20 protein-coding genes are annotated in these 24,345 nt (G+C 73.4%); 8 read left to right on the plus strand and 12 right to left on the minus strand.

Translation table 11 applies throughout. The features are described 5' to 3' along the window. Nucleotides 1–2 precede the first annotated feature (2 nt). Together CFI00_RS19505 and CFI00_RS19510 are read left to right on the plus strand one after the other, a co-directional pair. Complete coding sequence (locus CFI00_RS19505; RefSeq protein ID WP_207082634.1) at nucleotides 3–2,765, plus strand: stealth conserved region 3 domain-containing protein; 2,763 nt, start codon at nucleotides 3–5, stop codon at nucleotides 2,763–2,765. Continuing rightward, nucleotides 2,762–4,792, plus strand: coding sequence for a hypothetical protein (locus tag CFI00_RS19510; RefSeq protein WP_207082635.1), 2,031 nt, complete (start codon nucleotides 2,762–2,764; stop codon nucleotides 4,790–4,792). Before CFI00_RS19505 ends, CFI00_RS19510 begins: the two co-directional genes overlap by 4 nt. A 15-nt stretch (nucleotides 4,793–4,807) precedes the next feature. Here the strand turns inward: CFI00_RS19510 and CFI00_RS19515 are convergent, their stop codons facing one another. Further along, complete coding sequence (locus CFI00_RS19515) at nucleotides 4,808–5,893, minus strand: DNA polymerase domain-containing protein (protein WP_207082636.1); 1,086 nt, start codon at nucleotides 5,891–5,893, stop codon at nucleotides 4,808–4,810. A gap of 52 nt (nucleotides 5,894–5,945) precedes the next feature. Here CFI00_RS19515 and msrB point away from each other — a divergent pair, with 52 nt between their 5' ends. After that, nucleotides 5,946–6,341 (plus strand): peptide-methionine (R)-S-oxide reductase MsrB, encoded by a 396-nt coding sequence (gene msrB, locus CFI00_RS19520; protein ID WP_207082637.1) that lies wholly within the window; start codon nucleotides 5,946–5,948, stop codon nucleotides 6,339–6,341. An 83-nt stretch (nucleotides 6,342–6,424) separates the two neighbouring features. Here the strand turns inward: msrB and CFI00_RS19525 are convergent, their stop codons facing one another. The 3 genes from CFI00_RS19525 to hemG are packed head-to-tail and all read right to left on the minus strand — an operon-like array spanning nucleotide 6,425 to nucleotide 9,413. Next, complete coding sequence (locus CFI00_RS19525) at nucleotides 6,425–7,288, minus strand: hypothetical protein (protein ID WP_207082638.1); 864 nt, start codon at nucleotides 7,286–7,288, stop codon at nucleotides 6,425–6,427. Nucleotides 7,289–7,339: 51 nt separating this feature from the next. After that, on the minus strand, nucleotides 7,340–8,059 hold the full coding sequence (hemQ, locus tag CFI00_RS19530) for a hydrogen peroxide-dependent heme synthase (RefSeq protein ID WP_207082639.1): 720 nt from the start codon (nucleotides 8,057–8,059) through the stop codon (nucleotides 7,340–7,342). A 4-nt stretch (nucleotides 8,060–8,063) separates the two neighbouring features. Beyond that, complete coding sequence (hemG, locus tag CFI00_RS19535; protein WP_207082640.1) at nucleotides 8,064–9,413, minus strand: protoporphyrinogen oxidase; 1,350 nt, start codon at nucleotides 9,411–9,413, stop codon at nucleotides 8,064–8,066. A 40-nt stretch (nucleotides 9,414–9,453) separates the two neighbouring features. Between hemG and CFI00_RS19540 the strand changes: the two genes are divergently transcribed. Continuing rightward, complete coding sequence (locus tag CFI00_RS19540) at nucleotides 9,454–10,500, plus strand: NYN domain-containing protein (protein ID WP_207082641.1); 1,047 nt, start codon at nucleotides 9,454–9,456, stop codon at nucleotides 10,498–10,500. Nucleotides 10,501–10,529: 29 nt separating this feature from the next. Here CFI00_RS19540 and hemE read toward each other — a convergent pair whose 3' ends face one another. Next, nucleotides 10,530–11,576 (minus strand): uroporphyrinogen decarboxylase, encoded by a 1,047-nt coding sequence (gene hemE / locus CFI00_RS19545; RefSeq protein ID WP_242532515.1) that lies wholly within the window; start codon nucleotides 11,574–11,576, stop codon nucleotides 10,530–10,532. 71 nt (nucleotides 11,577–11,647) lie between these two features. Between hemE and CFI00_RS19550 the strand changes: the two genes are divergently transcribed. Together CFI00_RS19550 and CFI00_RS19555 are read left to right on the plus strand one after the other, a co-directional pair. Further along, nucleotides 11,648–12,268: a DUF3000 domain-containing protein gene (locus CFI00_RS19550; RefSeq protein WP_207082642.1), complete on the plus strand. Its 621-nt coding sequence runs from the start codon at nucleotides 11,648–11,650 to the stop codon at nucleotides 12,266–12,268. A gap of 3 nt (nucleotides 12,269–12,271) precedes the next feature. Then, nucleotides 12,272–13,603: an HRDC domain-containing protein gene (locus CFI00_RS19555; protein ID WP_207082643.1), complete on the plus strand. Its 1,332-nt coding sequence runs from the start codon at nucleotides 12,272–12,274 to the stop codon at nucleotides 13,601–13,603. A gap of 73 nt (nucleotides 13,604–13,676) precedes the next feature. On the opposite strand, the gene CFI00_RS19560 is transcribed toward CFI00_RS19555, so the two are convergent. The 7 genes from CFI00_RS19560 to CFI00_RS19590 all read right to left on the minus strand — a co-directional run bounded on the left by CFI00_RS19560 (nucleotide 13,677) and on the right by CFI00_RS19590 (nucleotide 22,474). After that, complete coding sequence (locus tag CFI00_RS19560; protein WP_207082644.1) at nucleotides 13,677–15,113, minus strand: extracellular solute-binding protein; 1,437 nt, start codon at nucleotides 15,111–15,113, stop codon at nucleotides 13,677–13,679. Nucleotides 15,114–15,122: 9 nt separating this feature from the next. Next, on the minus strand, nucleotides 15,123–15,611 hold the full coding sequence (locus CFI00_RS19565; protein ID WP_207082645.1) for a type II toxin-antitoxin system PemK/MazF family toxin: 489 nt from the start codon (nucleotides 15,609–15,611) through the stop codon (nucleotides 15,123–15,125). A gap of 131 nt (nucleotides 15,612–15,742) precedes the next feature. Further along, nucleotides 15,743–16,336: a hypothetical protein gene (locus CFI00_RS19570; RefSeq protein ID WP_242532516.1), complete on the minus strand. Its 594-nt coding sequence runs from the start codon at nucleotides 16,334–16,336 to the stop codon at nucleotides 15,743–15,745. A 26-nt stretch (nucleotides 16,337–16,362) separates the two neighbouring features. Then, nucleotides 16,363–20,262 carry an ATP-dependent RNA helicase HrpA gene (hrpA, locus tag CFI00_RS19575; RefSeq protein ID WP_207082646.1) on the minus strand — a complete coding sequence of 1,300 codons (3,900 nt, stop codon included), beginning with the start codon at nucleotides 20,260–20,262 and terminating at the stop codon, nucleotides 16,363–16,365. 159 nt (nucleotides 20,263–20,421) lie between these two features. Continuing rightward, complete coding sequence (locus tag CFI00_RS19580; RefSeq protein WP_207082647.1) at nucleotides 20,422–20,769, minus strand: hypothetical protein; 348 nt, start codon at nucleotides 20,767–20,769, stop codon at nucleotides 20,422–20,424. A 68-nt stretch (nucleotides 20,770–20,837) separates the two neighbouring features. Then, on the minus strand, nucleotides 20,838–21,971 hold the full coding sequence (locus CFI00_RS19585) for a hypothetical protein (RefSeq protein WP_207082648.1): 1,134 nt from the start codon (nucleotides 21,969–21,971) through the stop codon (nucleotides 20,838–20,840). Beyond that, the gene (locus CFI00_RS19590; protein ID WP_207082649.1) at nucleotides 21,968–22,474 is read right to left on the minus strand and encodes a SigE family RNA polymerase sigma factor; all 507 of its coding nucleotides are present in this window, start codon (nucleotides 22,472–22,474) and stop codon (nucleotides 21,968–21,970) included. The genes CFI00_RS19585 and CFI00_RS19590 overlap by 4 nt, the downstream gene beginning before the upstream one ends. A gap of 156 nt (nucleotides 22,475–22,630) precedes the next feature. Between CFI00_RS19590 and CFI00_RS19595 the strand changes: the two genes are divergently transcribed. Both CFI00_RS19595 and CFI00_RS19600 read left to right on the plus strand, forming a co-directional pair. Next, nucleotides 22,631–23,038, plus strand: coding sequence for a YciI family protein (locus CFI00_RS19595; RefSeq protein WP_207082650.1), 408 nt, complete (start codon nucleotides 22,631–22,633; stop codon nucleotides 23,036–23,038). 12 nt (nucleotides 23,039–23,050) lie between these two features. Then, nucleotides 23,051–24,205: a DUF6596 domain-containing protein gene (locus CFI00_RS19600; protein ID WP_207082651.1), complete on the plus strand. Its 1,155-nt coding sequence runs from the start codon at nucleotides 23,051–23,053 to the stop codon at nucleotides 24,203–24,205. The last annotated feature ends 140 nt before the right edge of the window (nucleotides 24,206–24,345 follow it).

Consider the following 24,345-nt stretch of genomic DNA (forward strand, 5'->3'; position numbering starts at 1 on the left):
ACGTGGCACTCACCGACCGGCTCGGCGGGAAGGTGCGCGCCGCGGTGCGCCGCGCGCGCCGCGACGGCCCGCTCGACGTCGTCCTCGTCCTCTTCAACGCCGACGGCATGGGCGGCACCGCGCGCTCGGGCATCGAGCAGGCCAACGCCCTCGCCGGCCTCGGCGAGGGCCACCGGGTCCGCATCCTGAGCGTGACCCGCAGTGGAGCCTCGACCCACTACCCGCTCGCCGACGGCGTCGAGGTCCACTACCTCGTCGACGTACGCGGAGAGCGGCCCGTCGCGGTCTCCGGCAGCCACCCCGAGGAGCTGGGGCAGCGCGAGTCGGTGATCGTGCCGCGCAGCTGGGACGCCCTCTACAACGGTCTCACCGACGCCACGATGCGCGAGGCGCTCGCCGCGGTCGACGCCGACGTGCTCGTCACCACCACCCCCGAGCTCCTCGCCGTGGTGGCGCAGCTCGCCCCCGCCGACGTCGCGCTGGTCCACCAGGAGCACCGCGCCTCCTCGAGCCGGGTCAACGACATGGACGCCCTGCTGGAGTTCGCGCCGCGCGCCGACATCGTGGTGTCGCTGACCGAGTCGATGTCGCGCTGGCTGGCCGGTCGCCTCGGTGGTGCCGCGCCCGAGCTGATCGTGGTGCCCAACCCGCTGCCGGCGCACCCGCAGCCGCGCTCGCCGCTGGACCAGAAGACCTTCGTCACCGCCGGGCGGCTCGCGCCGGAGAAGCAGTTCGAGCACGTCGTCGACGCGTTCTGGCGCATCCACGAGCAGGTCCCCGGCTGGACCCTGCGGATCTGGGGCGACGGACCCCGCGCCGACAACCTCGCCGCCCAGGTCCGCAAGCTCGGCCTCGAGGACCGCGTGGAGCTGCCCGGCTCCACCGACGACCTGGCGTCCGAGTGGGCCCGCACCAGCGTGGCCGTGCTCGCCTCGCGGGGCGAGGGCTACCCCCTCGTGCTCCAGGAAGCGATGTCGGCCGGCGTGCCGGCGGTGTCGTACGACTGCCCGTCCGGCCCGCGCGAGATCATCACCCACGAAGTGGACGGTCTCCTCGTCCCACCGGCCTCCAAGGCGGCGCTCGCCGCCGCGATGCTGCGCATCGCCACCGACGACGACCTGCGCACCCGCCTCGGCGAGGCCGCGCTGGTCCGTTCGCAGCGATGGGACGGCCCGACGCTCGCCCGCGAGTGGGTCGAGGTGTTCCGTCGTGCGACCGCCCGCCGGGCCGACCCGCTGGCCCCGCGCCGGGTCCTGCACGGCCTGCGTCCCGGCCCGCTCGGCGACCTGCCCGAGACCGCCGGCGCCGCCGGCGTCACGCCCGGCGAGGCGCGTACGACGGCGCTCACCGCTCTCACCTCCGCAGCCGCGACCACCGGGGACGGGTGGTTCGTGCTGCCCGCGCGCGGGCTCGACCCGCACCCCGTGGTCGTCGTGCCGTCCTCGCGCCGGCAGGCCTTCCTCGCCGCGCTGGCCGCCGGTTCGGTGCCCGACTGGCTCTCGGTGCGCGACCCGGCCGAGCGCGGCTGGCACGAGCGCCGCGGCACGGTCGCGGCGATGACCGACGACCTGGCCCGCACCCGCACCGCCTCGCTCTTCCTGGAGCCGTGGCCGATGCGCGGCGGGCACGGCGGGCTGCTCACCGAGGGCGCCGAGGTCGGCGTGCAGTTCTGGGAGGAGTCGCCCGACGGCGACCTCCTCGCCCCGTCGATGAACCGCTTCGGCGACCGGGTGCCCGCGGGCACGCCCCGCACCACCATCGAGGTGGAGGGCCTCGCGGTGCCGACGCTCGAGGTGATGGCGCTGCCGACCGTGGACGACGTCCGCTTCGACGTCGACGTCGTCTACACCTGGGTCGACGGCGACGACGAGGACTGGCTGGCCGCCCGCGACGCCCGCATCACCGGTCTCGGCGGCACGCCGAGCGCGCGCGCAGGTGGCGCCTCGCGCTATCGCAGCCGCGACGAGCTGCGCTACTCGATGCGCAGCATCCACCTCTTCGCGCCGTGGGTGCGCCGCATCCACCTGGTCACCGCCGGGCAGGTGCCGGACTGGCTCGACACCTCGCACCCGGCGATCGCGATGGTCGACCACCGCGACATCCTCCCGGCGTCCGCGCTGCCGACCTTCAGCTCGCACGCCATCGAGACCCGGCTGCACGCCGTGCCCGACCTCACCGACCACTTCGTCTACGTCAACGACGACGTGTTCCTCGGCCGGCCGCGACGCCCGGAGCACTTCTTCACCCCTGGTGGGCAGTACGCCGCCTTCGTCGCCGACCACCGCGCCGTCGGGCTGCCCGGCACCGACGACCGCCCCTATCTCTCGGCGGCGCAGAACAACCGCCGCGTGCTGGCCGACGCCTTCGGCGTGACGCTGACCCACACGATGATGCACAGCCCGCACCCGCAGCGGCGTACGACGCTGGAGGAGATCGCGGACCGCTTCCCCGAGGAGGTGGCGCGCACCACCGACGCGCCGTTCCGCTCCGCGAGCGACCTGTCCCTGCTGTCGTCCTTCGCGCAGAGCTACGGCCTGATCACCGGGCAGGCGTTCCGTGCGGGCGCGCACCACGGCTACGTCGACCTCGGCCACCAGCAGCTGCCGGTCCAGCTGAGGCAGATGCTCAAGCGCGATCGCGACTTCTTCTGCGTCGCCGACAACCTCGTCGCGGCCTTCGACGAGGAGCGCGCCGACGGGCTGCTCATGGAGTTCCTCCGGGACTACTTCCCCATCGCGGCGCCGTGGGAGAAGTCCGCGCGATGACCACATCCGAGGAGGGCCGTCCCCGCCGACGGCTCGCCGACCTGGCCTGGGCAGCGCCGCTCGCCGTGCTGCTGCAGGCGCTGGTCACGCTCGTCGTGGTCGGCCTCGGGCCGGAGCCGCGGGTCGCGGACGCCGGCGGCGAGATCTTCGAGGCGCACCTGTCCTCCACGCTCCACGAGCCGCGCGACCGGGTCGCGCTGGTGGCCTGGTGGCTCACCGCGGCCGCCGTCGTGGCGCTCGTCGTGTGGGCCGTGCCCCGCATCCCGCGCGGCCCGGCCCGCATCGCCGCGGAGTCGGTCGCCGCGGTCGCCGCCGTCGGCGTCGCGGTCGCCGCGGCGCTGTGGGCCGCGCAGCCGGCCGCCGGCCTCGAGCCGTGGACGCCACGGCTGCACCTGTGGGAGCTGGCTGCCGGGACGGTCGTCGTGCTCGCGGCGCTGGGGGTCCTGCTCGCCGGCCCGGCATGGCTGCGGTGGGCGGGCTCGGCGGTCCTCGTGCTGGTGTCGCTGGCCTTCCTCGTCCCCGCGCTCGTCCAGACGCCGACCAGCGTCGTCGAGCCCTACCACGCGGCCTACACCCTCGACGAGCTGATGGCACCGGCGGTGGGGCAGCTGCCGCTCGTCGGCTACTTCCCCCAGTACGTCAACCTGCTGGGCTATCCCGTCGCGCCGCTGCTGCGCACCTGGCCGGGCGACGCGCTCGCGATCACGCTCGGCTGGGTGCTGCTGCTCCAGGTCCTCTGCCTCGCCGGCACGGTGCTGGTCGGGGCGATCACGGGTGGTCGCCGGGTCGTGCCGGTCGTGCTCCTCGTCGTGACGGCGCCGGTGGTCTTCGCCACCGCCGGCGGCTACTATCCCGCCTCCTACCTCGCCGCCGTGCCGCTGCGCACCGTGCTGCCGGTGCTGACGATCGTGGTGACGCTGCTGCTCTTCGCCCGGCGTCCCGTCGTCGGCACCGCGGCCCTCGTCCGGCGTACGGCCCTCGTCGGCGCGCTGGCGGGCACCGCGGCGCTCAACAACCCCGACCACGGGTTCGCCGTCGTGGCCGCCGCCGGCGGCGCGATCCTCCTGCTGCTCCCGACGTGGCGCGAGCGCGGCCTCGCCGCCGCGGCCGGCCTCCTGGGCGTGGTGCTGCCGTTCGTGGCGTACGCCCTCGCGACCGCTCTCGCCGGCGGCGCTGAGTGGTCGCGGCTGCTCCTCTTCTCGCAGATGTTCGGCACCCTCGGCTACGGCAACGTCGCGATGGACGCCTTCGGCAACCACGTCGGCGTGGTCGCGTCCTTCGCCGCGGCCACCGCCGTCGGGGCGCTGCTCGTCGTGCGCCGTCGCGACGACCCGGCCTGGCGCACACGGGGCCTGGCGCTGCTGCTGTGCGGGGGCTGGTCGCTGCTGACCCTGCCCTACTACATGGGCCGCTCGATGCCCTCGCAGCTGCTCTTCGGCTACGCCGTGCAGGTCGGCCTGGTCTGCGCCGCCCTCGTCCCGGTGGTGCTCCACGTGGCAGCGGGCCTGCTCAGTCGCACGATCCGGCCCACTCCCGCGGTCAGCGGCTCGCTGGTCCTGGCGCTGCTCGCGCTCGGCGCGGTCGCCGGTTCGCTGGGCGGCGCGCCCACCCCGTCCGCGTCGCTCGACCGGGTCCGGGCAGGCGCGGGAGTCCAGCCCTGGGCGTACGACCTGGGTGCGGTGGCGTCCGCCCTGGCCGACCCGGCCAACACCGACGTGCGCGAGCTCGACGAGCAGGGCCGACTGGGCCAGGTGCTCTCCTCACCCTCCCTCGTCGAGCTCACCACGGGCGTGCCGAGCGTGCTCGTGACGAACCACCCGGGCTACCTCGCCATCGCCCTCGACATGCTCCGCCTGCAGTGCGAGGCGGCCGTCGGGCGCGACGAGGCCGCCGTCGTCATGCCGACCTGGGTGGCCGCCGGCCTCGGGTCCGTGGACGAGTGCGGCGGTGCCTTCGAGGTGGCGGACACCTATCGCGAGGTCGCGCCCGGGCTCGCGCTCGTGCCGGTCGTACGCAGCGACGGCTGAGGAACCGGCAGGAGCTCAGGTCCCCTCGACGCGGTTGCCCTCGGCGTCCCAGTGCTCGGCGACCTTCTTGCTGGGCTGCACCCGCGGCGGTTCGCCCGGCATCTTCGGGTGGTCGGGCGGGTAGTTGAGCTCGACCGGGTGCTCCTCCCACAGGTCCAGCAACGGCTGGAGCGAGTGGTGCACGTCGTCGATGGTGGCCCACGGGTCGCCGTCGACGGCGAGGCGCGACGGCACCGAGAACAGGTTGAGGTCGTGCGGGTCGGTGAGGTCGGCGAGGTCGTCCCACGCCAGCGGCGTCGAGACGGGCGCCCCGGGCAGGGGGCGCAGCGAGTAGGCCGAGGCGATGGTGCGGTCGCGGGTGTTCTGGTTGAAGTCGACGAAGATCCGCTCCCCGCGCTCCTCCTTCCACCACGCGGTCGTGACGCCGTAGTCGCGCTTCTCCAGCTCGCGGCCGAAGGCGATGGCGGCGTGCCGCACCTCGGCGAACCCCCACCTCGGCTCGATGCGGACGTAGACGTGGATCCCGCGGTTGCCCGAGGTCTTCGCGAAGCCGGTCATGCCGAGGTCCGCCAGCAGCTCGCGCGCCACGCCCGCCACGCGTACGGCGTCGGCGAAGGACGTGCCGGGCTGGGGGTCGAGGTCGATGCGCAGCTCGTCGGGGTGGTCCACGTCGGGGCGCCGGACCGGCCACGGGTGGAAGGTCAGCGTGCCCATCTGCGCGCACCACACGGGCACCGCGATCTCGGTCGGGCAGATCTCCTCGGCGGTGCGCCCCGAGGGAAAGGTGATCTCGACGGACTCGAGGTAGTCGGGAGCCCCCTTGGGCACCCGCTTCTGGTAGAACGCGTCGGCGTTGCGGTCCTGCGGTCCGGTGGCGAGCTTCATGCCCGGGCGCACCCCCGAGGTCCAGCGCTCGAGCGCCGTCGGGCGGTCCCGCAGGGCCCGCATCAGGCCCTCCTCGACGCTGGTGAAGTACTCCGCCACCATGAGCTTGGTCACCGCGGGCGTGTGGTCGGTCGCCTCGTAGATCACCCGGTCCGGCGAGGAGATCCGCACCTCGCGCTCCCCCGCCTGGACGTGGGTCTCCGACGTCTTCGCCATGTCACGACCCTAGCCGGGCCGTCCGCTGGTGTGCCGCCGTAAACTCGGGGGCATGGCCTACGACGTGCAGAAGACCGATGAGCAGTGGCGCGAGGAGCTCAGCCCCGAGGAGTACGCCGTGCTCCGCCAGGCCGGCACCGAGCGCGCCTTCACCGGCGAGTACAACGACACCGAGACCGAGGGCACCTACTCGTGCAAGGCGTGCGGCTCGGAGCTGTTCACCAGCGACACCAAGTTCCACTCCGGCTGCGGCTGGCCGAGCTTCTACCAGCCGATGACCGACACCGTGGAGTACATCGAGGACACCTCGCACGGCATGAAGCGCGTCGAGGTCCGCTGCGCGAAGTGCGGCTCGCACCTCGGCCACGTCTTCCCCGACGGCTTCGGCACCCCGACCGGCGACCGCTACTGCATCAACTCGATCAGCATCACGCTCAACGAGAAGTGAGGTATCTGGGGACGAACCGGTAGGCGATCCAGCCGGAACACCCACCAGAATGTCCCCAGATACCGCGCCGGGAGGGGTCCGGCTCAGCCCCCGACCGGCTGCAGCGCGGAGGTGACCTCCACCAGGCCCTCGCCGTACGTCTCGTCCGCCCACGCCTGGATCGACCCGTCGTCGAAGACGACCTGGGCGTCGAGGGAGTCGGGGGCGTAGGAGCCGCTGGTCAGCAGGGCGTCGCCGAGCGCGGCCTGGAGCTCCTGGTTGACCCGGTTGAGGTCGGCCTCGGTGCGCTCGACGGTGGTCACGCAGAGCATCCCGCCCCACGTCCTGCGCAGCTCGGCCTCGGCGCCGGCGGCGTCCTCGGTGACGGCGACGTTGATCGTGCCGCCGCTCATCCACGCGGTGGCGTACGTCGGCAGCGCGGAGGCCGCCGCGAGCGTGGCGTCCATGTCCTGCGGCGTCGCCTTGGTGGTGTCGGTGGTCACCGGCGTGTCGCAGGCGGGCTCCAGCCCGCCGGCCTCGGGTTCGGCCACCACGTCGTAGAGCGCCGCCGGGATCGCGTCGGTGACGGCGAAGGTGGTGCCGTCGAAGGTGCCGGTGAGGGCGTAGGAGCCCCACGTCACGCCAGCAGCCTGCTCCGCGCCGACGTCGCCGAAGTCGAAGTCCGCGAGCGCCGGTCCGCCGCACTGGGGCGGGTAGGACTCCGCGACGGCACCCAGGCACATCTCGGGACCGTCGCCGTCGTCGAGCACGGTGACGAGGCCGTTGGTGCGGACCTCGCCGTCCGGGACGGGGACGGGGACGATGTCGCGCGCGGGCTCGTCACCCGAGGACGCGGCTGACGTGCCGCCCGCGTCGGCGGGGTCCACCGCCTTCATCTCCTCCTCCGTGGAGCACGCGGCGAGCGGGACGGTCAGGGCCAGGGCTGCGATGACGTGTCGGAGGGTCATGGTGGTGTGACGCACCGGCCTGCTGGCGCGTTCCACACCGGGCAGGCCGGCTCAGGGCAGGCGGGCGAGGAGCTCGGCCGGCGAGACCCGGGCGCCGGTGTAGAACGGCACCTCCTCGCGCACGTGGCGGCGCGCGGTCGAGGCACGCAGGTCGCGCATCAGGTCGACGATGCGGTGCAGCTCGTCGGCCTCGAAGGCCAGCATCCACTCGTAGTCACCGAGGGCGAAGGACGCGACGGTGTTGGCGCGCACGTCGGCGTAGCCGCGGGCCATCTGGCCGTGCTCGGCGAGCATCGCGCGGCGCTCGGCGTCCTCGAGGAGGTACCACTCGTAGGACCGCACGAAGGGGTACACGCAGATGTGGGCGCGCGGCTCCTCGTCGGCGAGGAAGGCCGGGATGTGCGACTTGTTGAACTCGGCCGGGCGGTGCAGCGCCATCTGCGACCACACCGGGTCGAGCCGGCGGCCGAAGGCGGTGCGGCGGAAGGCGTTGTAGGCGGCCTGGAGCTGCTCGGAGTCCTCGGCGTGCCACCAGACCATCAGGTCGGCGTCGGCGCGCAGTCCGCTGACGTCGTAGAGGCCCCGGACCTTCACGTCCTGCTCGGCCAGCACCTCGAAGAGCGCCTCGACGTCGGCCGCCTCCGCGTCGCGGTCGGCGTCGCCGAGGACGTCGCGGAGCCTGAAGACCGACCACATGGTGTAGCGGATGGTGTCGTTGAGCTCCCGGGTGCGGGCGGCGTTGGTCTTCTCTGCGGTCGGGTCGTTGGCCATGGCTTCATTCTGCCCCGGTGACCGAGGCCACAGCCCGGCGGGCCGAGCCGATCACCGCCGGGATGCCCACCCCGTCGTACGCCGCCCCGCAGACCGCGAGCCCGGGCTGGCGCGCCACGTCGGCGCGGATCCGCGCCACCTGCGCGAGGTGGCCGACGGCGTACTGCGGGAGCGCGCCACCCCACCGCTGCACGTGGGTGTCGACCGGCCGTGCGGTGAGGCCCGCCAGGGCGGTGAGGTCGGCCAGCGAGACGCGGACCAGTCCCTCGTCGTCGGCCTGGAGCGTCGTCTCCTCGCCGTGGCGCCCGAGCGAGGTGCGCAGCACGACCAGGTCGGGGCCCCCGAGGTCGCGCACCCACGCCCACTTGGCGAAGGAGAAGGTCGAGGCCTTGATGGTGGCCCGCTCCAGCGGAGGGACGAGGAAGCCCGAGCGCTCGAAGAGCGCGTCCGGCAGGTCCTGGGCGCGGAGCACCAGCGTGACGACCGCGACGCTCGCGGTCCCGATCCCGGCCAGCGCGGCGGAGGCGTCGGGCGCGACGTCGGCGAGCAGACGGGCCGCGGGCGCCGGGGGTGTGGCGAGCACGACCTCGGTCGCCTCGACGGTCTCGGGGCGGGTGGTGGGTCCGACGGTGAGCGCCCAGCCCGATGCCGTACGCGCGAGGGCGCGCACCGTCGCCGAGGTGCGCACCTCGAAGCCACCGTCCTGCACGAGCAGGCCGGGCAGGCGGCCCATCCCGCCGGGCAGCGACGCGAAGACCGGTGCGGTCGAGGTCGGCACGGCAGCGGCCTGCTCGAGCAGGCTGCCGCGTCGTGCCATCGCGAGGAGCTGGGGCACCGCGGCGGCGGCCGAGATGCGGCGGGCGTGACCGGCGTACACCCCGCCGAGCAAGGGCTCGACGAGCCGGTCGACGAGCTCGTCGCCCAGGCGCGCGGCGACCAGGTCGCCCACGGACATGTCGTCGGCGACGGGCGTGTCCGACTCCCGGCTCGTGCGGGCCAGTCCCTCGGGGCTGAGCACCCCGCTCTCGGCCAGCTGGTCGAGGTCGAACGGCACGCCCATGAGCGAGCGCGGCATCGCCCGGAGCGCGCCGCGGGACCAGACGGCGGAGCTCGCCGTGGTCGGGTGGACGAGCTCGGCCCCCAGGCCGGCGGCGAGAGCGAGGCCCTCGGGGCGCCGCGCGAGCATCGCCTCCGCGCCCACGTCGACGGTGAGGCCGGCGACCTCCGCGCTGCGGAGCTTGCCGCCGAGCACCGGGGAGCCCTCCACGAGCAGCACGTCGCGCCCGGACGCGGCGAGGTCGCGGGCGGCGACGAGTCCCGCGACTCCCCCACCGATGACCACCACGTCGCGCACGTGACAAGACTAGGCGCCCGGTGCACCTAGGCTGCGGCCCGTGGACCCCAACGTGAGCTCCGACCGGATCGCCGTGCTGATCGACGCCGACAACACCTCCTACTCCTACGCCGAGGCGCTGCTCGACGAGGTCGCGAAGTTCGGCAACCCGACGATCAAGCGCGCCTACGGCGACTGGTCCTCGGACCGCCTCAAGGGCTGGGGCAACGAGCTCAACCTCCGCGCGATCCGCGGCATGCACCAGGGCGCCTTCACCCGTGGCAAGAACTCCACCGACTCGGCGATGATCATCGACGCGATGGACCTGCTCTACGCCGGCAACGTGGAGGCTTTCGCCCTCGTCACCAGCGACAGCGACTTCACCAGCCTGGCGCTGCGGCTGCGCGAGTCCGGCAAGGTCGTCTACGGCCTCGGCGAGAAGAAGACCCCGGCGTCGTTGCAGAACGCCTGCGACCGCTTCATCCGGCTCGAGTCGCTCGGCGACCCGGCCTCGGCGACCGGGTCCGACGACGCCGAGACCTCGACCGAGGAGCTCGACCAGGTCCCGGAGATCAACCTCCAGAGCGCGCTGACCAAGGCCGTCAACGCGGTGGGCGGCGACGACGGCTGGGCGGCGCCCGGCGCGATCGGCAAGCACCTCAATCGGACACACCCCTCGCTGGACCCCCGCAACTACGAGCACCGCGGCCTCCAGGGCCTCCTCGCCGCCCAGCCCTACCTCGAGACGACCACCGAGGGCGGGGCGATGCTCGTGCGGGTCAAGGGCAAGGCCAAGACGTCCGCGAAGGCACCCGCCAAGGCGTCTGCGAAGACGTCTGCGAAGACGTCTGCGAAGACCTCCGCCACCGCAGCGGCGACGACGCCGGAGCAGCTGGCGGAGGAGACGCCGGTGAAGAAGCGGGCGCCCCGGAAGCGGGCCGCGAAGAAGGCCGCCCCCGCGACCCCGCCCGCGGAGCCGTCGGCAGCCCCGCCGGCTCCCCCGGAGGAACCCCAGGTGCCCCGGGTCACCACCACGACGCGTACGTCGCGCGCCGCCGCGAAGGCGGCTGCGACCAGGACGGCGAAGAAGGTCGTCGCGCCGGACTGAGGCCGGTGACCTCGACCGGGTGACCTCGATCAGTGGGCGTGCACGAACTCCGTGAGTCGCTTCAGCTGGTCGGGGTCGGTCGAGGGGATCACGCCGTGGCCGAGGTTGAAGATGTGGCCCTTCGCCGCACGCCCGGCCTCGATGATCTCGGCCGCACGTGCGGTCATCACCTCGGTGGGTGCGAACACCAGCGTCGGGTCGAGGTTGCCCTGCACCACCCGGCCCCCCACGAGCGGGATCGCCTGCTCCAGCGGCGTACGCCAGTCGACGCCCACGACGTCGGCGCCGGCCTCTCCCATCAGGCCGAGGAGGTTGGTGGTGCCGACCCCGAAGTGGATCCGCGGCACGCCGAGCTCACCGGCCGCCGCCAGCACCCGCTCGGAGTGGGGCATGACGGAGGCGCGGTAGTCGGCCGGGGTGAGCGCACCGGCCCAGGAGTCGAAGAGCTGCACCGCGGAGGCACCGGCCTCCACCTGGATGCGGAGGTAGGCCGCGGCGATGCCCGCGATCTTGCGCATCAGCGCGTCCCACACGTCGGGAGCACCGAACATCATCGCCTTCGTCTTCGCGTGCTCCTTCGACGGACCGCCCTCGACGAGGTAGGACGCGACGGTGAAGGGGGCGCCGGCGAAGCCGATGAGCGGTGTCGCGCCGAGCTCGCCGGTCAGCTGGCGCACGGCCTGCGAGATGAAGGGCACGTGCTCGGGCGTGAGGTCGGGGATCGCCTCGACGTCGGCGAGGGTGCGCACCGGGGATGCGACGACCGGACCCACGCCCGGCTTGATGTCGAGGTCGACCCCGACCGCCTTGAGCGGCAGCACGATGTCGGAGAAGAAGATCGCGGCGTCGACGCCGTAGCGGCGCACGGGCTGGAGGGTGATCTCGGTGACGAGGTCGGCGTCCATGCAGGACTCGAGCATGCCGATGCCCTCGCGGACCTTGAGGTACTCCGGCAGCGAGCGCCCCGCCTGCCGCATGAACCACACCGGCGTGTGGGAGGGCTGCTCCCCGCGTGCGGCCCGCAGGAACGGGCTCTCGGACAGTCCGGGGTGGGGAGCGGGAGCGGCGACGGTCACCCGGGAATCTTCGCAGGTCAGGCGGCGTGGCGGCACATCGGCAGACGCCGGGACTGGCCTACTCTGGCCCCATGGTGGCCCGTCACGAGACCCACCCGAGCAGTGCTGCCGCGGCTGGACCCGCGGAGTTCCGCGCGGCGGTGGAGACCATGCGTCGGGCTTCGCTGCGCCCCGAGGTGTTCTGCGAGGAGATGCCGGCGCCGCAGCGCATCGCGCCGTGGTCGTCCGCGCTGAGCGCCGACGTCACCGTCGACGACGAGGACCTCGGGACGGGCCGGCTGATCCTGCTGCACGACCCGGCCGGCAACGACGCCTGGGACGGCACCTACCGCTGCGTGGCCTACGCCCGCGCCGACCTCGACCCCGAGCTCGGGGCCGACCCGATGCTGGCTGCGGTCGGCTGGTCGTGGCTGACCGAGGCCCTCGAGGCGCACGGCGCCGGCTATCACGCCGCGTCCGGCACGGTCACCTGCGTCAACACCGAGAGCTTCGGCGGCATGGCTGATGAGTCCAGCACCGCGCAGGTCGAGATCCGCGCCTCGTGGACGCCCGACGTCGGCGAGGACGACGCGCTCGACATGACCGCCCACGTCGAGGCCTGGGGCGAGCTGCTGTGCACCGCCGTGGGCCTGCCGCCGGTGCCCGAGGGCGTCATCGCCATTCCGAGCCGGCGCGGGCAGCGCGGCAGCTGAGCGATGCCCGAGACCCCTGACACCGAGCCCGAGACCATCGAGCCCGAGACCGTCGAGCCCGACGCTGCACCAGGGGCCGTCGAGCCCGAGGCACCTCCCGCTCCGCTGCTCGAGCTGCGCGACGGCCTGCCCGAGGTCGTCGAGACCGACGCCCGGCTGGCCGAGGCGTGCGCGGCGCTCGCCGCGGGCACCGGACCCATCGCCATCGACGCCGAGCGCGCCTCGGGCTACCGCTACTCCAACCGCGCCTACCTGATCCAGCTGCGCCGCGAGGGCGCCGGCACCTGGCTGGTCGACCCGATCCCGCTGACCACCCTGGACCCGCTCCAGGAGGCGCTCGGCGACGCCGAGTGGATCCTCCACGCCGCCACCCAGGACCTGCCGTGCCTGCGCGAGGTCGGCCTCTCCCCCACCAGCATCTTCGACACCGAGCTCGCCGGCCGGCTGCTCGGCTACCCGCGGGTGGGCCTGGCCACGCTCGTGGAGACCGTGCTCGGCCTGCGCATGCGCAAGGAGCACTCCGCGGCCGACTGGTCGACCCGGCCGCTGCCCACGCCGTGGCTCGACTACGCCGCCCTCGACGTCGAGGTGCTCCTCGAGCTGCGCGAGCACATGGTCACCGAGCTCGAGAAGGCCGGCAAGGCCGAGTGGGCGCGCCAGGAGTTCGAGAACCTGCTCGGCTTCGAGCCCGCCGTGCGCGTCGACGCGTGGCGGCGTACGTCGGGTGTGCACCGGTTGCGCGGGCGACGGGCCCTCGGTGCGGCGCGGGCCCTGTGGGAGGCGCGCGACGCGATCGCCGCCGAGCGCGACGTCACCCCCGGCCGGATCCTTCCGGACTCCGCCATCGTCGCCGCCGCCACTGCCATGCCGACCGATCGCCGCGCGCTGCTCGCGACCCCGGGCTTCCACGGCCGCGGCGCCAGCCGCTACTCCTCGACGTGGGTCGATGCGCTGCAGCGGGTGCGCGAGATGTCCGAGGACGAGCTCCCCACCCGCGCACCCCGCGGCGACGGGCCTCCGCACCCGCGCACCTGGGCCGAGCGCGAGCCCGTGGCCGACCGCCGCTTCAAGGCCGCGCGCGAGGCCATGCTCAACCTCGCCGAGGTCCACCACCTGCCGGTCGAGAACCTGCTGACCCCCGACTACCTCCGCCGCGTGATGTGGACACCGCCGGAGACCCGCGAGCCAGCTGGGCTCGCCGAGGCCGTGCGCGCCCAGCTGGCGTCGTACGGCGCGCGCCCCTGGCAGGCCGAGCTGGTCACCGGAGCGCTCGTCGGTGCCATCCTCGGCGCCGAGGCCGAGGCCGAGGCGGAACCCGAGCCCGCACCGGAGTAGCCCGCGCCTGGATATCTGGGGACGATCTGGTGGGTGTTCGGGCGGATCGGCCTACCAGAACGTCCCCAGATACCTACTCGGTGGGCGACTCGGAGGGGCTCTCGCTCGGCGACTCGGTCTCCTCGGTCTCCTCGGGGGAGAGGACCGCACGCGAGGTGATGTCGATCTCCTCGGTCACCTGCTCGAGGTCGAGGATCCCCGGCGCGGTCACGAGCCGGTCGAGCAGCGGCGTGACCGCCTCGACGAGCTCGTCACGCTGGTCGATGAAGGGCGGGACGACCATGTAGCGGATGCTCGAGTTGAAGACCTCTGCGTTGGCCGGCTGGTCCTCGGGGGCCAGGAAGTCCTCGGACGCGGCGACCTGGGTGTTGGCCGGGACGATGTAGCCCGTCGAGGACACCGTGGAGATCGCGGCGTCGGAGACGGCGTAGGCGATGAAGTCGGCCGCGTCACCGACGTTGTCGGACTCCGCGGAGATGCACAGGCCGCTGATGTCACCGACGGTCGCGCGGTCCCCGATGGTCGGCATCGGCATGACGTCGAATGCGAGGTCCTCGGCTTCGCGCAGCTCCGGCACGAGGTTGCGGAAGCCGGCGACCATCGCGAGCTCGCCGCGCTTGAACAGCTGGACCGGCGTCGCCCGGGCGAGCTGGGCGTTGGTCGGGGTGATCGTGGGGTCGCGCAGGATCTCCAGCGTCTGCTCCAGCGCCTCGCGGGTGTCGTCGTCCGAGAAGGCGAGCGAGGTCGGCTCGCGGTCGTCGTCGAAGACCTGGCCGCCCCCGGAGTAGATGAAGGGCGCCAGGCCCTGGAGGGTCGGGTCGATCCAGACGCCACGGCGGTCGCCACGACGCGAGGCGAAGGTCGCGGCGGCACCGAACTCGGCGAGCGTCCACCGCTCGCGCACGCCGTCGTCGTTGGGCGTGGGCACGTCGAGCTCACGCCGCTCCATCCGGTCGAAGTCGACGATGTCGGTGTTGTAGTAGACGACCATCGGGGACACCGAGTAGGCCATGCACTGCAGCTCGTCGTCCATCGCGAAGGCGTCGACGGCGTCGCGCGAGAAGCGGTCGCCGAAGTCGACGCCCCGCTCGTCGAGCAGCAGGCTCACCGGCTGGAGTGCCTCGGCCTCCACGAGCTGGTCGAGGTCGATGCGCGAGGTGAGGAAGGCGTCCGGCGCGTCGCCCGCCAGCACGTCCGCGAGCGCGGACTCGTGGTCGGGCCACGACCGCAGGCTGACCTGGCGTGTGGTCGAGGTGGCGTTGAAGGAGTCGACGACGCTCTGGAAGGCCGCGACCTCCTCCTCGCTGCCGTAAGCACCGAACACGATCTTGCGCGGCTTCTCCGACGCGCCGCCCTGGCCCTGGCTCGGCGAGGGGGCGGGCTGCGGGTCCGGCTCGGCGTCGCCGGTGCAGGCGGCCGTGGTCAGCGCGACCGCGAGGGCAGTCCCCACGAGGGCGGCACGGCGCGCTCGGGCGCGGGGGAACAGACGGGCAACGCGACGACCGGGCACGGCGAAACCCTAACGGGGCAGCCCACGGACCGCCGCGACCACCTCGTCGAAGATCCGGGCGTCCAGCGCAGCACCCTCACGGCGTACGCCGTCGCGCTCCAGGTGGATGAGCCGGTCCAGGCGCACCTCGCTGGGCCGGCCCTGGGAGTCCCAGCCGCCGGAGCCGACGTCCATCCAGTAGCGCCCGTGGCGGGCCTCGTCGGCGGCGTCGCGGTCGTGGTCCTGGCTGCTGAGCATCAGCCCGACCCAGCCGTCTGCCTCCCCGTCCCCAGCGGTGTCGAGCACCAGGACCGGGCGGTCCTTGCCCTGGCTCGGGTCGTCCTCGTAGGGCACCCACGCCCAGACGACCTCGCCCGGGTCGGGCTCGCCGTCGATCTCGGGGGCGTAGCGCGAGGACACCCCGCTCGCGGGGGCGGTCGACGGTGTCGCGGAGGACCAGGCGGTGGTGCCCGACGTGGCTCCGGAGATGACGGCGGCGACGCGGCGCAGGAGGCTCATGCCCCGAGACTAGAGGTGTGTGCGAGTGCGCCGGACCGGGAGCGCCTCACGGCGCGTGGCCGCTCGTAGCGGCTTATTGTGGGACCCGGGGCTGCCACAGCCCGACGCACTCACAGCCATATTTTAACGGCTCAACCCAGCGCGTGGCGCATTTCCCCCTGACCGGCGGCCTCCAGCTGCTCCGAGAGCACCAGCATCCGGGTGATCTCCTCGTGCGGGGAGCCGAGGGCCGCGCGGCCCGCGGCGACGATCCGCGCGAAGGCCGCCGCCCGGAAGAGGGTGACGGCGAAGTCACCGCCGGCGATGCCGCGCAGGACCTCGTCGACCATGCTCCGCAGCTCCTCGGGACCGGGCGGGTCGGCGACCCCGGCGACGACCCGGGCGACGTCCACGCGGCGATGGCCGGCGTCGTACTCCTTCGCGACCCGCTCGGGGTCGGCGTGGACCCAGGAGCGCAGCAGGAGAAGCCGCCACAGGCTCCCCGCCAGCGTGTCGGCCGGCGCCCCGGACCACACCTCGGCGAGCGTCTCGAGACCCTCGGTCTCGGCGAGGTGCACGATGCGCTCGGCCAGGGCAGGGTCGTCGGAGCTGCGCGCCCCGCGGACCAGCACCGTGGCAGCCAGGTCGCCGGCCTCGCGCAGCACCGCCGGGTCGGCACCGCCGGCGATCTCGGCGAAGAAGCCGGCGCCGGGCGTCATCGGACGGTGGTGGGTGCGGTCGCTCACCCGCCCCAGCCTAGGTCGTGGCCGGCCTAGGTCGTGCCGATGACCTTGCGGATGCGCTGGTCGCTGACCTTCTCCCGCGTGCCGAGCTGCTGGGCGAACAGCGAGATGCGGTACTCCTCGAGCAGCCAGCGCGAGTCGCGCAGGCGCCGGGGCACCGGCTGTCCCTCGGGCAGCGCGGCCACCGCGTGCAGCCAGGCCTCCTGCAGGCCCGCGAGCTGGTCCATCAGCTGCCGGTCGCGGGCGACCTGCGCGTTGAGCCGCTCGCGCCGGTGCGCCACGCCGGCCAGGTAGCGGGGGTAGTCGCGCAGCCGGCTGACACCCGCCTCGCCCACGAAGCCCGGCACCATCAACCGGCCGACCTGGGCGCGCATGTCGGTCAGCGCGGGCAGGGTGGCGAGGTCGGCGCGCCCGGAGATCGCCTTGTCGCACGCGCGCCAGGCCTCCAGCACCCGCATCACGTCGTGCACAGCGATGCTCGTGCCCTCGGCGACCGCGTCGCGTGCCGCGGCGACCAGGGCGTCGTACGCCGCCTCGTCGCGCACCGGCTGCCGGGAGTCGACGACCTCGCCGACGATCCCGGCGCGCAGGTCCTCGAGGAGGTCGGAGACCGACGGGTAGGGCGACCCGACGAGGGCGAGCTTGGCGCGCTGGTCGAGGCCCGCAGCGGCCAGCACGACGTCGACCGGATCGGCGGGACCGAGAGCGAGCAGCACGAGGCGGCGTACGCCGAGGCGGTGGTGCGCGGCGGCCTCCTCGGCGGTGGCCAGGACGCGGAGCCCGACCGACGCGCCCTCGTCGACGAGCGCGGGGAAGCCGCGCACCTCGTGGCCCGCGCGGCGCTGCACGAAGGACTCCTCGATCGTGGCGAAGGTCCACGACACCTGGCCCGTGGCCGTGACGCCGGAATCCGCGGCCACGTCGGCCATCGCCTGCTCGAAGGTGGGTCGCAGCGGCTCCTTGAGGGCGTCGAGGTCCTTGCCGCGGCCGGCCTCGGCACCCTCCTCGGTGACGACGCGGTAGGTCGGACGCAGGTGCTCGGGCACCTTGGACCAGTCCCACGCCTCGCGGTCGATGACCAGGCTGCGGGTGCTGCGGGCGAAGCGCTCCAGGGCGTCGAGCAGCGGCTCCGCGCCGGGCGGGGTGGCGGCGAGGAACTCGCGCGCGGTGTTGGGGGCGGGCACCATCGCGACGCGCAGGTTCTTCGGCAGCGAGCGGATGAGCTCGGTGACCAGCTCCTCGCGCAGGCCCGGCACCAGCCAGGAGAAGTCGTCGGCCTCGACCCGGTTGAGGGTGGCGACGGGGACGTCGATGGTGAGGCCGTCGTCGGCGGCGCCGGGCTCGAAGTGGTAGCTGATCGGGAAGGTCAGACCGGCCTCGTGGGTGCCGGGTCCCTCCGAGAGCCACTGGGTCGGGAAGTCGTGCGCGCGCACCTGGTCAGCGGTGTCGTGGGTGAGCATCTCCGGGTCGAAGGTGAGCAGGTCCGGCCGCTTCTGGCGCGCCCGCTTCCACCACTGGTCGAAGTGCGGGCCACTGACGACGTCGGCGCCCACGCGGGCGTCGTAGAACTCGAAGAGGGTCTCCTCGTCGACGACGATGTCGCGGCGCCGGGCGCGGTGCTCGAGCTCCTCGGCCTCCTCGAGCAGGCGGGCGTTCTCGGCGAGGAAGCGGTGGCGGGAGTCCCACTCGCGCTGCACCAGCGCGTGGCGGATGAAGAGCTCGCGGGCGAGCGGCGCGTCGATCCGGCCGTACTGCACGAGGCGGTCGGCGACCAGCGGAACGCCGTACAGCGTGACCCGCTCGCGCGCCATCACCGCGGCGCGCTTGCGCGACCAGTGCGGCTCGGAGAACGTGCGCTTGACCAGGTGGGCGCCGAGCCGCTCGGCCCACTCGGGCTGGATGGCGGCGTTCTGCCGCGCCCACAGCCGCGAGGTCTCGACGAGCTCGGCGCTCATCAGGAAGGCCGGGTTGCGTCGCTTCAGCACGCTGCCGGGGAAGATCGCGAAGCGGGCGTTGCGGGCGCCGACGTACTCCCGCATCGGACGCCGCTCCCCCGGCTTGGCCTTGTCGCGCTCCTCCAGCGCACCGATGTGGCTGAGCAGCCCGGACAGCAGGGCCTGGTGGATGCCGTCCTCGTCGGGGGTGTCCGACGGCTGACCGATCTCGAGCCCCATCTCCTTGGCCACCTGGCGCAGCTGGGACTCGTACTCCTGCCACTCCCGCATGCGCATGTAGTTGAGGTGCTCGCGCTTGCACATGCGCCGGAAGGCGCTCGAGGACAGCTCCTTCTGCTGCTGCTTGACGTGGCGCCAGAGGTTGAGCCAGGTGAGGAAGTCGCTGGACTCGTGGGTGAAGCGGGCGTGGAGCTGGTCGGCCTGGGCGCGCTGCTCCTCCGGGCGCTCGCGCGGGTCCTGGATGGACAGCGCGGCGGCGATCACCAGCACGTCGCGCACGCAGCCGAGCCGCTCGGCCTCGAGGATCATCCGGCCCAGACGAGGGTCGATCGGCAGGCGGGAGAGCCGCTTGCCGACCTGCGTTAGGCGTACGCCTTTCCCTCGTTGGTCGAGGAGGGCGCCCCGGCGCCCGTCACGAGACCCGGGTCTCGTGACAGGGCTTCGCCCTTCCTCGACCAGCGGAGCGGTAGAGATCGCACCCAGCTCCTCGAGCAGGTCGGTGCCGGCCTTGATGTTGCGACGGTCCGGCGGCTCGACGAAGGGGAAGCGCGCGATGTCGCCCAGGCGCAGCGAGGCCATCTGGAGGATGACGCTGGCGAGGTTGGTGCGCAGGATCTCCGGGTCGGTGAACTCGGGGCGGGCCTCGAAGTCCTCTTCGGAGTAGAGGCGGATCGCGATGCCCTCCGCGACGCGGCCGCAGCGACCCGAGCGCTGGTTGGCCGAGGCCTGGCTGATCGGCTCGATCGGCAGGCGCTGCACCTTGGTGCGCACGGAGTAGCGGCTGATGCGTGCGACGCCGGTGTCGACGACGTAGCGGATGCCGGGCACGGTCAGCGACGTCTCGGCGACGTTGGTGGCGAGCACGACCCGACGCACGGTGGACGGGTGGCTGGAGAACACCTTGTGCTGGTCGGCCGCGCTGAGGCGGGAGTAGAGCGGCACGACCTCGAGCCGGTCGCTCTTGAGGGCGTCGAGCGCGTCGGCGGTGTCGCGGATCTCGCGCTCGCCGGGCAGGAAGACGAGCACGTCGCCGGGACCCTCGGCCGACAGCTCGCGCACGGCGTCGAGGATCGCCTCGGTCTGGTCGCGCTGGACCGGCTCGCCCTCCTCGTCGTCCTCCGGCAGCTCGAGCAGGGGGCGGTAGCGGACCTCGACGGGATACGTACGCCCCGACACCTCGACCACGGGCGCGCGGCTCTGGCCATCACCGAAGTGCTCGGCGAAGCGGTCCACGTCGATGGTGGCGCTGGTGATGATCACCTTGAGGTCGGGCCGGCGCGGGAGCAGGCGCTTGAGGTAGCCGAGGAGGAAGTCGATGTTGAGGCTGCGCTCGTGCGCCTCGTCGATGATGATCGTGTCGTACCTGCGCAGGTCGCGGTCGCGCTGGAGCTCGGCCAGCAGGATGCCGTCGGTCATCAGCTTGACCCGGCTGGCCTTGCTCGTCCGGTCGGTGAAGCGCACCTGGTAGCCGATCACGTCACCGAGCTCGGTCCCGAGCTCCTCGGCGATCCGCTCGGCCACCGAGCGGGCCGCGATGCGGCGCGGCTGGGTGTGGCCGATGAGCCCGCCGCCCTCGGCGCGGCCCTTGCCGCGGCCGAGCTCGAGGCAGATCTTCGGCAGCTGGGTGGTCTTGCCGGAGCCGGTCTCGCCGGCCACGATCACGACCTGGTGGTCGCGGATGGCCGCGGCGATGTCGTCGCGGCGCGCGGAGACCGGGAGCTCCGGCGGATAGGTGATCTTCACAACGGGCGACATTCTCGCCCACGGCGGCAAGGGGTTTGCGGGCGACCGGGTCCGACTCGGGATCCCCGGTCGGCCGGGGATCCCTCACGTTGTCAGGGGTTGCACGGCCTGACAACCTCCGGGAGACCCTGACAACCCTCGACCATGAGCACGGTCAAAGCCCACATCCGTTCAGGAGCTGGAGCTGTCGTCGTCGGGCGCGGTGGTCGGGGGCAGCTGGCCGGGTACGCCGCGCGGGCCGCGGTGCATGCCCCGGTCGCCGGGGCCGTCGTCACCACGTCGCTCCACCCACGCGCCGCGGTCGTGGTCGCGACCCCGGTCGTCGGTCACCGCGTGCACGGGGGCCAGGCCGAGCCCGCCCACGTCACGCCGGCCAGCGCCGAGGCGATCAGCGCGGCCAGCCCGGACGTACGGCTGCCGTCGGAGCTGCGCAGCGTGCGGAACCGGTCGCGGAAGCCGCGCCGGGCCGTTGGCTGGGCCGCCCCGGGATCGGACGTCGTGGGTCTTGTCGCCGCTCATGTCCCCCAGCGTGCGCGAGCCGGCTGTGCGGGACCTGTGTGCCAGCCCTGAGGTTCGCCCAGACCCGGTCAGCCGGTGGTGACGCTCTGCGAGGCCGCGAGGTCCTGCCAGAACGGGTCGGCGAGGAGGCCCGCCACCCGCTCGAGGGGAACGGACACGCCGTCGCCCCACGGCTCGAGCAGGACACGTGAGCGGACGCGGGGCCCGTCGTGCTCGACCCACATCCAGCCGTCGTGCTCACCTCCCTCGATCCACTTGAAGGTGAAGTCCAGGCCCTCGATGTCGCGGACCTCGCACCGGAATCCCGCCGGGCAGCCGGTCGGGGCGGTCACGAGCAGCTCCCCCTCCCATCGCACCTCGCCGGCGACCATGCCGGCGATCGATGACGACGCGACGACGGTCGGCCCCGTCGCGTCGGCGAGGTCTCCAGTCACCACGGAGTCCTGGCCCACCATGAAGTGCCACAGGCCGCGCTCGAGCATCGTGGCGTACCACGCGGCTGCCTCGTCCACGGTGTCCGACAACGAGGCCTCGCGCAGCACGGCGTCCACCTGCGCCTGCTCGATCCCCATCGCGGTGGCGGACTGCGGCAGGAGAAGCACGACCACGGTCCCGTCCGCCCGCTGCGTGGCCCAGCCCCACTGGTTGGCGTACAGGCCCACCTCGACGACACGGCCGTCGAGCTCGTACGTCGCGCAGTCGGGATGGCAGGAGAACTCGCGCCACTCCGTGGCCCCCCAGCTGCGCGACACGCGCGCCGAGACCTCCCCCACCTCGCCGGTGCGGTCGTCGCGGACGACCACCGTCGGCACGAGCATGTCGACACGCCCCCGCCGGTCATAGCTCGGCTGGAAGGAGACCCGGTGGGGATAGGTGGACTCGAGCCCGAGCCGGTCGACGAGCAGGTCGTGCAGCTGCTTGTCGGACGAGAGGGCGCCGATCTCGGGGTCCTGCGTCCGGTCGGTCGGGGACTCCGTGCTCGACGACCGGTCGGCCGGCCCCACCGGCTCCGCGCGCGTGCCGCCACCTCCCCACGCCAGGGCCCCGACGATCGAGGCCGCGGCGAGGGCGGCGCCGCCGGTGAAGGCCCACTGGTGTCGGCGCCGGCGACGGCGGCCACGGACGAGGTCGTCGTGGGCCGGCGTGGTCGGCACGTCGATCCCGTGGGCGAGTGCGTGCAGTCGGTCATCGAGGTCGGTCATCGGCGGTATCCCGTGCTGGGGGCCGGGTCCAGGACCCGACGGAGCTGGTGGACGGCGAGCGAGCTCTGGCTCTTGACGGTGCCGGTGCTGATGCCGAGGTCACGCGCGGTCTCCTCGACCGACAGGCCCCAGTAGTGACGCAGCACCACGACCCTGCGCTGGCCCTCGGGCAGCGCGCGCAGCGCAGACCACAGCGCATCGGTCTCCTCGACGCCGAGCGGTGTGACGGCGGGGCCGTCGAGGTGCTCGGTCTCGCGGACCCGCTCGCGCCGCCACGGTCGGCGGGTGTCGTCGAGGTGGCTGTTGACCACGATCCGGCGCACGTAGGCGTCGATCCCGTCGAGCCGCGACGCCCTGTCCCAGGCCGTGTAGAGCTTGGCGAGCGCGGTCTGCACGATGTCCTCCGCGCGGTGGGCGTCGCTGCACAGCAGGAAGGCGAGCCGGTAGAGCTGTGGGCGCCGCTGCACGACGTACGCCGTGAACTCGGCGTCGCGATCAACCATGTGCGTCCCCCTCGTCGGACAGTCTCACCCCATTAACGGGGAGCGGAGCCGATCGGTTGGGACCTTTGTGCAGGAACGATGTCGAGAACACGCCGGCGGCTCCGACCCCGGGGTGGACGCGGCCATGATGGGCTGCACCTGACCCAGGAGAACGAGATGCCGAAGTACCTGATCCTCAAGCACTACCGCGGCACCCCCGCGACGGTGAACGACGTCCCGATGGACCGCTGGACCCCCGAGGAGGTCGACGCGCACATGGCCTTCATGGAGGCCTTCGGCGAGCGCCTCGAGGCCAACGGCGAGCTCGTCGACGCGCAGGCCCTCTCCCCCGAGGGCGCCTTCGTGCGTGCCGACGACCAGGGGCGCGGGCCGATCACCGACGGCCCCTTCGCCGAGACCAAGGACCTCATCGCCGGGTGGTACGTCGTCGACGTCGAGGGGTGGGACCGCGCCGTCGAGCTGGCCGGCGAGCTGTCGCTGGCGCCCGGCGCCGGCGGCCGCCCGATCCACGAGTGGCTCGAGGTGCGGCCCTTCTACGGCGCCCCGTCCGCCACCGAGGACTGACGCGCGCACCTGATGGACCCGTTCGACGAGGTGCCGTTGCGGGAGCTGGTCCCGGCGGTCATCGGCGTCCTCGCCCGCCGCGGAGCAGGCTTCGCGGCGGCCGAGGACGCGGTGCAGGAGGCGCTGGTGGAGGCGCTGCGGACCTGGCCAACCGACCCGCCCCGCGACCCGAAGGGGTGGCTGGTGACGGTCGCGTGGCGACGCTACCTCGACGTCGTACGCTCCGAGGCCGCGCGCGGGCGGCGCGAGGTCGCTGTCGAGGTCGAGCCCGCGGCCGGCCCGGCACGCGACGCCGACGACACGCTGGAGGTCTTCTTCCTGTGCGCCCACCCCGCGCTCACGCCGGCCTCGGCGGTGGCCCTGACGCTGCGAGCGGTCGCGGGCCTGACGACGCGGCAGGTGGCCGACGCTTACCTCGTCCCCGAGGCCACGATGGCGCAGCGCATCAGCCGCGCGAAGCGCACGGGCGCGCAGGCGTCCTTCGACCGCCCGGGTGACCTCGCCACCGTCCGCCGGGTGCTCTACCTCGTCTTCAACGAGGGCTACTCCGGAGACGTCGACCTCGCCGCCGAGGCGATCCGGCTGGCCCGGCAGCTGGCCGCACTCGTGGACGATCCGGAGAGCGACGGCCTGCTGGCCCTCATGCTGCTGCACCATGCGCGACGGCCGGCGCGGCTCCGTGCCGACGGCACCCTGGTCCCGCTCGCCGAGCAGGACCGGAGCCTGTGGGACCGCGACCTGGTCGCCGAGGGCGTGAGGATCCTGCAGCCCGCGCTGGCACAGGAGCGCCGAGGCGAGCTCCAGCTCCAGGCCGCGATCGCGGCCCTCCACGCCGACGCCGCGACCGCCGGGGAGACCGACTGGGTGCAGGTCGTGCAGTGGTACGACGAGCTGCTGGCGCTGACGGGCAGCCCGGTCGTACGCCTCAACCGGGCCGTCGCCGTCGGCGAGGCCGACGGCGCCCGCGCGGGCCTCGCGGCGCTCGCCGAGGTCGACCCCGCCCTGCCGCGCCACCGGGCGGTGGCGGCGTACCTCCACGAGAAGGACGGCGCGCACGACCTCGCCGCGCGGCTCTACGCCGAGGCAGCCTCCCTCGCGACCGACGTCGCGGAGAAGACCCACCTGACCAGGCAGGCGGCACGGCTGCGCCACTCCTCGCTCGGGTAGTCGACAGTCACCCTCCCCCGTGACCGGGCGGTTCCTCGCGCTGGAACACGCCGAGCGGGCACTTCGTCGCGCTGGAACATGCCGAGCGGGCGCTTCGTCGCGTGGGTCCCTGAGCTCCACTGCGAGGAAGCGCCCGGTGG

It is taken from the genome of Nocardioides sp. S5, assembly GCF_017310035.1.
Classification (GTDB): domain Bacteria; phylum Actinomycetota; class Actinomycetes; order Propionibacteriales; family Nocardioidaceae; genus Nocardioides.

Bases quoted from the DNA above. Each gene is read 5' to 3' on its own strand.
- CFI00_RS19510 (WP_207082635.1), top strand. From the start codon at position 2,762: ATGACCACATCCGAGGAGGGCCGTCCCCGCCGACGGCTCGCCGACCTG.
- CFI00_RS19515 (WP_207082636.1), bottom strand. From the start codon at position 5,893: ATGGCGAAGACGTCGGAGACCCACGTCCAGGCGGGGGAGCGCGAGGTG.
- msrB (WP_207082637.1), top strand. From the start codon at position 5,946: ATGGCCTACGACGTGCAGAAGACCGATGAGCAGTGGCGCGAGGAGCTC.
- CFI00_RS19525 (WP_207082638.1), bottom strand. From the start codon at position 7,288: ATGACCCTCCGACACGTCATCGCAGCCCTGGCCCTGACCGTCCCGCTC.
- hemQ (WP_207082639.1), bottom strand. From the start codon at position 8,059: ATGGCCAACGACCCGACCGCAGAGAAGACCAACGCCGCCCGCACCCGG.
- CFI00_RS19550 (WP_207082642.1), top strand. From the start codon at position 11,648: ATGGTGGCCCGTCACGAGACCCACCCGAGCAGTGCTGCCGCGGCTGGA.
- CFI00_RS19555 (WP_207082643.1), top strand. From the start codon at position 12,272: ATGCCCGAGACCCCTGACACCGAGCCCGAGACCATCGAGCCCGAGACC.
- CFI00_RS19565 (WP_207082645.1), bottom strand. From the start codon at position 15,611: ATGAGCCTCCTGCGCCGCGTCGCCGCCGTCATCTCCGGAGCCACGTCG.
- hrpA (WP_207082646.1), bottom strand. From the start codon at position 20,262: ATGTCGCCCGTTGTGAAGATCACCTATCCGCCGGAGCTCCCGGTCTCC.
- CFI00_RS19580 (WP_207082647.1), bottom strand. From the start codon at position 20,769: ATGAGCGGCGACAAGACCCACGACGTCCGATCCCGGGGCGGCCCAGCC.
- CFI00_RS19585 (WP_207082648.1), bottom strand. From the start codon at position 21,971: ATGACCGACCTCGATGACCGACTGCACGCACTCGCCCACGGGATCGAC.
- CFI00_RS19590 (WP_207082649.1), bottom strand. From the start codon at position 22,474: ATGGTTGATCGCGACGCCGAGTTCACGGCGTACGTCGTGCAGCGGCGC.
- CFI00_RS19595 (WP_207082650.1), top strand. From the start codon at position 22,631: ATGCCGAAGTACCTGATCCTCAAGCACTACCGCGGCACCCCCGCGACG.
- CFI00_RS19600 (WP_207082651.1), top strand. From the start codon at position 23,051: ATGGACCCGTTCGACGAGGTGCCGTTGCGGGAGCTGGTCCCGGCGGTC.